The sequence below is a fragment of the Sporomusa sp. genome (assembly GCF_035561155.1).
Classification (GTDB): Bacteria; Bacillota; Negativicutes; order Sporomusales; family Sporomusaceae; genus Sporomusa.
Window position 1 is genome coordinate 1 of the sequence record NZ_DATMYD010000144.1, and the last position, 10023, is coordinate 10023.

Annotated in this window: 14 protein-coding genes; 4 read left to right on the forward strand and 10 right to left on the reverse strand. The window is 43.0% G+C overall.

What is annotated here, in order from left to right; genetic code table 11:
* Positions 1–175: 175 nt before the first annotated feature.
* The 3 genes from VN447_RS18960 to VN447_RS18970 form a co-directional block, all read right to left on the reverse strand.
* Positions 176–538, reverse strand: a complete 363-nt coding sequence (locus VN447_RS18960; protein WP_325527222.1) for a hypothetical protein — start codon at positions 536–538, stop codon at positions 176–178.
* Between the two features lie 106 nt (positions 539–644).
* Entirely contained in the window at positions 645–1451 is an 807-nt protein-coding gene (locus VN447_RS18965; protein ID WP_325527224.1) for a nitroreductase family protein, read from the reverse strand.
* 369 nt (positions 1452–1820) lie between these two features.
* Positions 1821–1982 carry a hypothetical protein gene (locus VN447_RS18970; RefSeq protein WP_325527226.1) on the reverse strand — a complete coding sequence of 54 codons (162 nt, stop codon included), beginning with the start codon at positions 1980–1982 and terminating at the stop codon, positions 1821–1823.
* Between the two features lie 420 nt (positions 1983–2402).
* On the opposite strand from VN447_RS18970, the gene VN447_RS18975 reads away from it, so the two are divergent.
* A complete protein-coding gene (locus VN447_RS18975) occupies positions 2403–2885 on the forward strand; it encodes a hypothetical protein (RefSeq protein WP_325527228.1) in 483 nt (160 codons plus the stop codon).
* Between the two features lie 81 nt (positions 2886–2966).
* Here VN447_RS18975 and VN447_RS18980 read toward each other — a convergent pair whose 3' ends face one another.
* Positions 2967–3173 carry a hypothetical protein gene (locus tag VN447_RS18980; RefSeq protein WP_325527230.1) on the reverse strand — a complete coding sequence of 69 codons (207 nt, stop codon included), beginning with the start codon at positions 3171–3173 and terminating at the stop codon, positions 2967–2969.
* A 228-nt stretch (positions 3174–3401) separates the two neighbouring features.
* Between VN447_RS18980 and VN447_RS18985 the strand changes: the two genes are divergently transcribed.
* Together VN447_RS18985 and VN447_RS18990 are read left to right on the forward strand one after the other, a co-directional pair.
* A complete protein-coding gene (locus tag VN447_RS18985) occupies positions 3402–4676 on the forward strand; it encodes an Nramp family divalent metal transporter (RefSeq protein WP_325527232.1) in 1275 nt (424 codons plus the stop codon).
* Between the two features lie 311 nt (positions 4677–4987).
* Complete coding sequence (locus tag VN447_RS18990) at positions 4988–5194, forward strand: hypothetical protein (RefSeq protein WP_325527234.1); 207 nt, start codon at positions 4988–4990, stop codon at positions 5192–5194.
* Between the two features lie 64 nt (positions 5195–5258).
* On the opposite strand, the gene VN447_RS18995 is transcribed toward VN447_RS18990, so the two are convergent.
* Positions 5259–5591 carry a helix-turn-helix domain-containing protein gene (locus VN447_RS18995; RefSeq protein WP_325527235.1) on the reverse strand — a complete coding sequence of 111 codons (333 nt, stop codon included), beginning with the start codon at positions 5589–5591 and terminating at the stop codon, positions 5259–5261.
* A 120-nt stretch (positions 5592–5711) separates the two neighbouring features.
* Between VN447_RS18995 and VN447_RS19000 the strand changes: the two genes are divergently transcribed.
* On the forward strand, positions 5712–6356 hold the full coding sequence (locus VN447_RS19000; RefSeq protein WP_325527237.1) for a flavodoxin family protein: 645 nt from the start codon (positions 5712–5714) through the stop codon (positions 6354–6356).
* A gap of 116 nt (positions 6357–6472) precedes the next feature.
* Here VN447_RS19000 and ltrA read toward each other — a convergent pair whose 3' ends face one another.
* The 5 genes from ltrA to VN447_RS19025 form a co-directional block, all read right to left on the reverse strand.
* Positions 6473–7531 (reverse strand): group II intron reverse transcriptase/maturase, encoded by a 1059-nt coding sequence (gene ltrA / locus VN447_RS19005; RefSeq protein WP_325527239.1) that lies wholly within the window; start codon positions 7529–7531, stop codon positions 6473–6475.
* Positions 7477–7872: a hypothetical protein gene (locus VN447_RS19010; protein ID WP_325527241.1), complete on the reverse strand. Its 396-nt coding sequence runs from the start codon at positions 7870–7872 to the stop codon at positions 7477–7479. The genes ltrA and VN447_RS19010 overlap by 55 nt, the downstream gene beginning before the upstream one ends.
* A 612-nt stretch (positions 7873–8484) precedes the next feature.
* Positions 8485–8922: a GerD family protein gene (locus VN447_RS19015; RefSeq protein WP_325527243.1), complete on the reverse strand. Its 438-nt coding sequence runs from the start codon at positions 8920–8922 to the stop codon at positions 8485–8487.
* A 56-nt stretch (positions 8923–8978) separates the two neighbouring features.
* Positions 8979–9536 (reverse strand): C40 family peptidase, encoded by a 558-nt coding sequence (locus VN447_RS19020; RefSeq protein ID WP_325527245.1) that lies wholly within the window; start codon positions 9534–9536, stop codon positions 8979–8981.
* Between the two features lie 25 nt (positions 9537–9561).
* A partial coding sequence (locus VN447_RS19025) for a hypothetical protein (RefSeq protein ID WP_325527247.1) occupies positions 9562–10023 on the reverse strand: 462 nt, incomplete at its 5' end.

The window sequence follows — 10023 nt, forward strand, 5'->3', positions numbered from 1 at the left end:
TTTGTACATTATCCCAGCGGAACATCGTCCAACCCTCTTTCTACCGTTCTTTACCAGTAGTATTCGACGGATATGACGATTTCTCTTTTAAAATTGGTGAAAAAATGAGGGTTTTTAAGCAGACTCATCAGGATAAAAAAAACGTACCCCGAAGGATACGGCTAAAATTGCTATTTTAATTATCTGACGATCCAGAGCCAATTACAATTCCAATCAAAAGGGCTGCAATTTCGCGTAATACATTTTCATGCCGCTCTTTTTCACGCTCTTGCCGCTCACGCCATTCGTGCTCACTTTCATGCGGCCGCCGTTTCATTTCCCGCTCATGGCGTTCTTTTTCTTCCCGTTGACGTTCATCATGCTTGCGTTTCTGATCATTATCATGACCATGGCGATCATCGCGGTCAAGATATGCTATTCGCTGCAACCCATTGTTGTTTATTGGTCCTGGTGCTGCGGCAGCTACTGATGAGAACATGCTAACTTGCATTAGGCCGAGCATTGAGTATACGATTACTTTTTTTGCTACAATTTTCATACACACACTTCCTTTTGTTGTTATGGGTTAATTGTAGCATCCAATTTTTTGATTTTTATTAGAAAACATTGGATAAGGATAAAAAGCCCCCGACGCTATAGGAATTTCACAACCAAGTAACATCTAGTGGGTTCCGATCAACAAGCCTATTATAGCTATACTGAGGATAACCAACCATAACAGCGCCTGTCAAAACCTTACCTTCCGGAATATTGAACAATTTCAACAGAGGATCATAGTTTGAGAAAGCACACATCTCAAAGAGTCCTGCCCAGCAAGAACCTAAACCCAGTGCAGTCGCGAATAATTCTAGATAAGTGAGAGAAAAAATTGTGTTTTCTCTACCGCGTGGAAAATTATTTTGTGTAGTGCCTAGAACAAGATGAGGAGCTCCCCGGAAAATTGGATCTTTACCTTTCTCTCGATAGGAGCGAATATGATAATCAAAACTCCAATGAGATAGTGTCTTACTCTGTTCCTCCATCCATTGTATTGTTGCTTCGGTAGCCTTTTGTAGAATTTTTGTATCTTCAACAACAATATAAGATACGCCTTGCCGGTTGCTCCCGGTTGGAGCAAATCGTGCAATCTCAACTAACTGCAGTAATTTTTCTCGGGGTACAGGAATGTTTTTGTAACGCCGAATCGAACGACGTGACCTTAGAAATTGTTGAGCTGTTTTCTCATCCAAAACTGGAAATTCTTCCAATTTTGCTTGATTTACAAGTGGAGTCTTCTGATTATCAATAGCGGCCGTAGGACATACAGCGACACAATGACCACAAGCAATACAAGCATCGGGAAAAGCCGCTTCTACACCATTCATTCCTACATCTAGAATTCCCACCGGACATACTTCTGTGCAGATCCCGCACTTAGTACATTGTTCCTGATTTAATTCAATCAACTTCAAACTACTCACCCCTTCTATCAATCTTGCAATGGCTTTTGTTTAATAATAGGCATTGATTTATTAAATAACAAGTACGCACTTTTTTGTGTCATAGTATCTATTTGCATACTATGATAGAGTCAGTTTACTCAAACTTATTTTTTTTACAAACTAAAGAGCCGCCCCGCGCACAGGAACGGCTCGCGCCGGTGACACAATCGGCCACTCGGTATATGATATGGACTTGCGGCCTTGATAGCTATATGAATTGCCTTGCCGTACCAGCCAAATTCATGGTCAAGTCGGCTTGGCAAGTTTTGATTTCATTTTACCTGAAAGATATTCTCTTGTTGTTAAGACACGATTAAGCGTTTGTTAAAGTACCCTGTACTATTTATCTACATCTACGCCAAGCTTTCTTTTTGAAAACTCTTTAAAAAATTCTTCAGAAATAGCCATTTGTTTGGCATCCCTAACAAGTTGGATTCGTTTTCCCATATCTGAGCATGTACAGTCAAACGGCATATCTTTATCACAAATCATACATTTCATTATACCAACCCCCTTAGGGTTTAATTCTATAAAATAATAACACTTTCCTTTTTAGGAATAACGCCCAGTTAAAGAAGTTTTCAACACCTACCGAGCACCCTTACCTACCCCCATATAATGTAAAACGCGGAAATAGGGCCGTCTAGCTACCCTTTATTACTATTATTTTAAACTTCATATGTCACATTAGTTACGAATTCCAATATAATATAACAGGCCATATCTTACGTTAATAGGAGCGTTGCTGTATGGGAGAATTACTGTTAGCCATCTCTCTGTTTGGTCTGGTCGGCGTCAGTATTTCCGTTTACCTTCGTTGGCGGCGTAGAAAATAGGTAACAATAGCAGTTGCCTATTTTTTCTTTGTCATATTTTTGTCAAACTTTTGTTACATAATGGTATCAAATCCATATTGAGGAGATGACGTTCTTGAAAAAACTATCTGGCTTGTTTGTAATCACGTGTCTTCTTGTCACCTTATCAGGAACCGCTTTTGCATGGAGTGACCGCTCCGAAGGCCGTCCTGAACAAACTTTGGGCCAATTGATGAGTATCCCTAGCTTATCTATCTGGCATGATCGTAATGATCAGTTCCATATAAAATCAGCTAACTTGCGCAGCCAGCAGCATGTATTTACTGGTGTTATTCAAACTGATGGACGTTTTTATAACATTAAGGAGAAAGAGCTGGAGAATGGTGATTTCGTTAGAGTAGATCGAGACCATAACACCATCCGTTTTCGTTTTACTGGCCGCGGGGTTGACGAAGTTGACTTCAAAGTAAAAGGCGGAGACACCGTAAAATTTGATCTTTATAAAGACGGCCACGAAATGCCTCGTAAAGATATATTCATAGGTAAAAATGGCTGGCATCCTAGGGACAATAAATTTAAGTTAAAATGATAATTCGCTATGTAGCGGGCGTTTGGGAACGTCCGCTTTTTTGTTTTTTATACCCGTATTTAGTTCATCGCATAGATGGACTTACACCCGGTTCGCTGCTTTTATTTTTGTGCGTAGCTTTAACTCTGTGGGAATAACCTCCAAAAGAGTAATAATACAAATTACAATAACCGCGAATTCAAAAATAGCCGCTATGATTAATAAAGCATACTTTGCAAAAGGAGTGTTTATCATTATTCCGAACATCGTCGATAAAGCAATTAAGATACTATACATCCTGGCAATCATATAATCATCTCCTGATTATTTATAATGTCTGACAAATTGATGCCCTATTTACGCGCTTTTCCGAAGGCGTTTTTTTATGGCAGCAATTTTTTTTTGAAGAATGTGTACAATCACCAATAAATTACTTATCTCATAGTCTAAAGTAGCTACCTTTATTGTTAGCCTGGTTAAACATTTTTTACTTTGCAGCGGTGATTGTAATTCGATAAACCGAAAGGGTGATAGCACTTGAAAGAAGAACAAATTGTGTCTAGTCTATCGCTGCCGGCTCTACCTGAAGCTGGTGAAGTCAAGGCAAAGGCCAAAGGGATTTTCAAATATCTCGGTCCGGCATTCATTGTCAGTGTCGCGTATATGGATCCTGGCAATTTTGGCACCAACATTGCGGGAGGCTCACAATTTGGCTACAATCTCATCTGGGTCATTCTCTGGAGCAACCTAATGGCAATTTTTGTCCAGATTCTCTCAGCGAAATTGGGAATTGCTACAGGTGTACACCTACCAGATCACTGCGGAAAGATTTTCTCGCGACCTGTAAATTGGGGCTTATGGTCAATAGCTACCGTGGCAGCGATGGCTACAGACCTTGCGGAATTTCTTGGGGGAGTATTGGGGTTTTACTTTTTGTTTGGTATACCCCTGGTTTGGTCTGCCTTACTTACGGGAGTAATTACTTACGGAATTTGCCACATGCAGAAATATGGTCAACGGATTGTCGAACGTATTATTACAGGGATGGTTGCGGTTATCAGTATCGCATATGTTTGGGAAATGTTTTTAGCCAAACCTGATTGGAGTCAGGTTGCATACCACGTCGCAATTCCCATGCTTACTCCAGACGGCGTGTTAGTAGCCGTAGGGATGCTAGGAGCAACAGTAATGCCCCACGTTATCTACTTACACTCTCACTTGGTGCAAACAAGACGTACTGAATGCATAGATGACTGCACCCACCACTTAAAGATGGCGAAAATTGATGTATTCGTGGCGATGAATATGGCGTTTATCGTAAACGCAGCTATGGTAATCGTCTCTGCAGCCGTTTTTAACGGTAATGGCCTTAATGTTGATAGCATCGAAGCAGCCTACATGACGCTGCAGCCGTTGATGGGGAACATGGCTGCTGGGGCCTTCGGTTTGGCACTATTAGCCTCCGGATTATCTTCATCTACTGTCGGTACGATGGCCGGAGAGGTTATTTTGAGTGGATTCGTAGGTTTTGACATACCTGCCAGTATTCGTCGTCTGATTACAATGATACCAGGTTTAGCCATCCTCATAGCGGGTGTAAATCCAATGGAAGCGTTAGTGTATAGCCAGGTGTCGCTAAGCTTTGCTTTGCCGGCAGCGATTATACCCTTAATGATTGTGACTAATAAAGCCAGCATCATGGGTAAGTTTAAAAACAGCTCGCTTACAAATAGCATTGGCTGGATTATTGTTAGTATGATTTTAGCTATGAACGCCGTTCTGATGTACCTTACCATTACTGGTCAGGCATAATTTTTACCTGGTTCCGTAAGGTTAATAGAAGGTGGCAGCCTATCTACAAACCTTGCGGAATTTCTTGGGGGAAAATCAAAAGAGACCTTTATTTCCAGCACCATGGTTGGAAATAAAGGTCTCGCTATAGCAGGTTCACTGCCAGTAGAACCGGGCTTTCGCCAGTGTGTCGATTCTACTCACGGATATGTCATCCGTTAGCTACTCCCCTTTATGAGCTATAAATTGTTTTGTTATATCCTATGAAACGAATCGCTATAATGATCCACAATATCGTCGAAAATTTTTCACTTGTAAGGAGGGTGCTTCGTGTGAATGAGAATAGGCGCCGGTGGCAGGCTATGTCCCGAATCATCAATATCAGATATAGGATCATAGGTTTAGTGATAGTCCTGGCATCCATTTGGGGCTTCTACAATAGTACGGGTATTACCCCCTATCTATTTGTTATCAGCGGATCGATAGGTTGTGCAGTGGTTATAAATACTTTGATCGCTAAAAAAAGCGATTATCATTGAGCGCAGTGTCAGGGACAGGTACTTTGACACTGCTGCTCTTATAATCAACTCACATATTCACCTCTTATGGTCTGGATGGCCTGTTTTCTTTTCCCCACTCAGACATACGATCCAGTATCGGGAGCAATGTTTTCCCTTTTAATGTTAACGAGTATTCTACCTTAGGTGGAATTTGATGATATTCTTCCCGATGAATCAATTGTTCAGCTTCCAGTTCTTTTAGCTGCTGACTTAACATTTTGTGAGTAATGGATGGTAGAATTTTTTTGAGTTCACCATATCTTAGCACTCCATTTGCGGACAGTTTATAAAGTATAAGCCACTTCCATTTACCGCCGACAACGGATAGCGTATAAATAATCGAACAGTCGCATTCGTTCCTCGACCAATTTGCCATTGTTACTCTCCTTTTGTATAGTATCTATCATAAAAGTGCATACTTTTCTTTTTAATAAAATCATATATAATTTGAAGAAAACAAGCAAGCAAAACAAATACAAAATGGAGGGTAGCGACTATGAACATATTAGCTATTAACGGGAGTCCGCGAAAAAATTGGAATACCGCAACTTTACTGAATAAAGCACTGGAAGGAGCAGCTTCACAAGGAGCAACGACCGAACTCGTCCATCTTTATGACCTCAACTATAAAGGCTGTGTAAGCTGTTTTGCCTGTAAGCTAAAAGATGGAAAGAATTACGGTACATGTGCATTAAAGGATGACCTAACCCCAATCCTAGAAAAGCTTGAGAACGCCGATGCGATTATCCTCGGATCACCTATCTATTTTCACAATGTTACCGGTGAGATGAGGTCATTCATCGAACGGCTGGCATTTCCATACCTAGTATATGATGAAAATTACTCAACTCTTTTTAAGAAAAAGATACCTATAGGTTTTATTTACACCATGAATGTGAACGAGAACAGGATGAAAGAATTTGGCTACGACCACAATCTCGGGGGAACTGAAATGGCACTGAAGAGGATTTTCGGAACCTGTGAATCGCTATTTGTTCATGATACCTACCAATTTAACGACTATTCCAAGTATGTTGTCACGGCATTTAATGAGGCTGATAAAGCCAAAAGACGAAAAGACGAATTCCCAAATGATTGTGAAAAAGCCTTCGAAATGGGAGTAAGATTTGCCAAAGCATAGCCTACTCCCATAAAACCCGTAGAATCGAGTAGGAGCTGAGTAATTAATTTACTCAGCGACCTCTCACACCACCGTACGTACCGTTCGGTATACGGCGGTTCAATAGAATTAGTGTATTAATAATATCTTTCACTTATGGTGATAAAGCCTAATTTCCTTAGGTATTCATTGGTGAGTGTCCGCGAAAGGACTGGGCTATTGGCTGTGTGCCAGTAGCTCTTTCTTGTGTTAGCATATTCCCACGCTTTGCGATTATCTATGCCGAGTTTCACAAGGTTGTCGTGCTTTGTTCCGGTTTTTTTCCATTGTTTCCACAAGCACATTCTTATCCTTCTTCTCAACCACTCATCCAGCGTCTTGGACATAGCCTTCATATCAGCCATACCAAAATAATTCACCCAGCCGACAATGCACTGACGGAGTTTTTCTCTTCGTTGCTCCATGCTCATAGCATTGCTTCGCCCTGTTATTTCTTTGATCTTTTGTTTAAATTTCTTTACTGGTTTGGGGTGAACTCTAATTCCCATTCCACCTTTCTTATGGTAGAACGAGAAGCCTAAAAATTTCAGCTTCCACGGTCTATCTACTGCACTCTTTTCTTGATTAACTTTGAGTCTTAACTTTTGTTCAAGAAATCGCGTGATACTCCCCATGACCCGTACTGCCGCTTTCCGGCTTTTGACGTAAATATTTTGGTCATCAGCATAGCGGCAGAATTTTAAGCCCCGTTTGGTTAGTTCAATATCCAGTTCATTCAGCATTACGTTGCTCAAAAGTGGAGAAAGATTCCCACCTTGCGGACAGCCTCCCTCGGTTTCCTGTACCACGCCATTTATCATGACGCCCGATTTCAGATATTTACGTATCAGCGACAGCACTCGGCTGTCTTCGATAGTTTCTGAAAGCAAGCGCATGAGTTTATCGTGATTTACAGTATCAAAATATTTCGCCAGGTCGATATCGACAGTCCATGTGTACCCGGCCTCGATATATTCCTTGCATTTTAATACCGCTTGCTTTGCACTTCTGCCAGGTCTAAACCCGTAGCTGTTTGCTGAAAACTGAATTTCATATATAGGGGTTAATATCTGGGCTATGGCTTGTTGTATCACTCGGTCGACTACAGTAGGTATGCCAAGCAGCCTTTTCCCTCCGTCTGGCTTCGGTATTTCCACCCGTCTGACGGGCTGGGTTTATAAGTCCCTTCCAGTATAGATTGCCTGATTTGGTTACCGTTTTGTTTCAAGAATTGTAAAAGTTCATTTACTGTCATTCCATCGACTCCGTGGCTCCCTTTGTTAGCCTTCACTCTTTTATAGGCAAGATTCATGTTATCTCGGTGAAGGATTTTCTCCATTAATCCACTGGCGTATTCATTGACACCGTTTCCGCCTCTTTTTGGCATGGGAGAAATGCTCGGCACTCCTACATTGCCTCCGAGTTCCACTCTTTTCTCCTGTAGGTAGTCTTCTTTTGGAAGTTGTCTGCTTTCTACGCATTTCTTCGTACCTTTCAAAATTCGGAAACCTCCTATTGTTCAGCCCTTCCCAAAGCGTATATATCCGTTCTGGTACTATGGCCTCTGCTGACTTCTGACAGTTCAGCCGTGCATTACTGCACGGGTTGCCGTCTCCAAATTCATGTCAACAGCTTGCTGTCAGACCTCCCCAGGTAAGAACGCTTACTTTCACTCCACATATCTGCTACATTTACACTGCCCGGCTTCGGATAGTTTAGGGCTTCGTTTTGTCGTGCAAACTCGCCCAGCGAACATATGCCTTATATGTAGTTCGTGTTCCTCAGACCGGAGTTTTGCCGCCGACTTCCTTCAGATTCGCCCTCACGGGCGACACCCTTGTCTTAGGCTAACGGTTGGCACTATCAACCCCCGTATTGGACTTTCACCAACAAGTAAGCGCCCATGCTGGGCGCACAAGAATAAGCAGCCCTCCACCAGTCGGAGGGCTGCTTGCGCGATGTCGTTTATCCGATGGAAACCCGCTCTAAGACTCCCATCTTCTAAAAGTGGGAGTTTAAGAGGCTTCCCTGGAAGTCGGTCGACTAAACTTCAGCTGGGGTTAAAACCCCCACCTGAAGCTAAGTCTCTCTTTATTGTTGTGGCTCGACCTTATCCATGATGACCACTATGGGCGTTAGAAGAATCACCCGAAGATTGCTCACTCTGCTCTGGGCCGCTGTGATCGCTGCTCATGTCCACAGAATTCACCAAATCAGACATCATCTGATGAAAACTCATATCCTGTTGTAGCATCTGCTTCATAACCGCTTGCATCTCGGGAGTTTTCATAACATCTTTCATTGCCTTTTGCATTTCGGGGTTTTTCAGCATTTCAATACACTGTTTTTGCATTTCCGGTGTTTTCATCATTTCAGCCATGGCCTTAGGATTCATGTTCCCCATCATAGCACCCATCTGATTTGTCTGAGTTTCACATGCCTGAGGTGATTTCTCGGCCGCGCTGGCTATTGTAGGGCTGACACCTAAACCAAACACAGAAGCGGTTACAAGACCACCAACAACCCAAATTGCGAATTTCTTATTCATTACAAAATCCTCCATAAGTATAATATTTTTTGAAACTCCATGATTTCTTTGTTACATTATAACACTCGCTTTGCCCCATAATAGCGTTTAACGAAATATGCTTCGTTCATATCACTAATGGCTACTATGCCTTGGGAAAAGGAAGTATGGATAAATTTATCGCCGCCGATATAAATGCCCACATGGGACGCGCCTGGCTCATAGGTGGTGAAATAAACCAGGTCTCCCGGCTGCAGCGCTGCCGGTGATACCGTCCGCCCGACCAGGAACTGCAAGTCGGCGGTACGGGGTAGATTGATGCCGGCCTGCCGGTAAATATACTGCACCAACCCGGAGCAGTCAAACCCCTGGGAAGGGGAAGCCCCGCCCCATACCACCGGCTGACCAAGCATATTCCGGGCTGATGCTAAAATTTGCGCAGTCTGACCGTTGGGTAAAGCTGGAATACGGGCGGCCATTTGCTGTTCATCGACGACCGGCATAACAGCCCCGGCCAGAATGGAGTCAATCGACTGGACAAACTGGTTATACCCGGGAGCCGGAGCGGCCTGAACCTCTGCCGTTCGGCTTAGCAACGTGCCGGCCAGTACGACGATTAGCACCCATTTGGTCATCGTCCGCTCCTCCTTTCCGAGCCAATTAATGACTCATGCTTTGCAGGTGGGTCGTAGTTTGCTTCATAAGATCCTGCATGGATTTTGCTTTACCCTCCAGGGCACTTGGATCTGCTTTCCCTGAGTTTACACTATCTTTAATTTCAACTGCTGCTTTACGCAGTTTATCTTTTAAACTGGCATCCATCATATGAGGCATGACCTTATCGGTGGTACTCACCAGTTGCGCGGCGCTCTTTTGCGCATCCATCGTTTGACCGGCCTTCACCTGCTTAACCACGTCTTGCAGGGATTTATCCAGGTCTTTCATCATAGGCATCGGATCTTCCTTTGGCATTGCTGCGCTGTGCCCCTGATGCCCGGATGCTTGCTCCTGACTTGCCGGCGGCTGGGCAACAGTTTTTTCACTGGAGCCACACCCCGCCACCAGAGACATCACTACGGCAATGGCTAAAACGCCGAACAATACTTTACTTTTTTTCATAAT

What these genes read in the sequence shown, in the direction of transcription:
- VN447_RS18960 (WP_325527222.1), bottom strand. Translation starts at nt 538, where the DNA reads ATGAAAATTGTAGCAAAAAAAGTAATCGTATACTCAATGCTCGGCCTA.
- VN447_RS18970 (WP_325527226.1), bottom strand. Translation starts at nt 1,982, where the DNA reads ATGAAATGTATGATTTGTGATAAAGATATGCCGTTTGACTGTACATGC.
- VN447_RS18975 (WP_325527228.1), top strand. Translation starts at nt 2,403, where the DNA reads ATGACGTTCTTGAAAAAACTATCTGGCTTGTTTGTAATCACGTGTCTT.
- VN447_RS18980 (WP_325527230.1), bottom strand. Translation starts at nt 3,173, where the DNA reads ATGATTGCCAGGATGTATAGTATCTTAATTGCTTTATCGACGATGTTC.
- VN447_RS18995 (WP_325527235.1), bottom strand. Translation starts at nt 5,591, where the DNA reads ATGGCAAATTGGTCGAGGAACGAATGCGACTGTTCGATTATTTATACG.
- VN447_RS19000 (WP_325527237.1), top strand. Translation starts at nt 5,712, where the DNA reads ATGAACATATTAGCTATTAACGGGAGTCCGCGAAAAAATTGGAATACC.
- VN447_RS19015 (WP_325527243.1), bottom strand. Translation starts at nt 8,922, where the DNA reads ATGAATAAGAAATTCGCAATTTGGGTTGTTGGTGGTCTTGTAACCGCT.
- VN447_RS19020 (WP_325527245.1), bottom strand. Translation starts at nt 9,536, where the DNA reads ATGACCAAATGGGTGCTAATCGTCGTACTGGCCGGCACGTTGCTAAGC.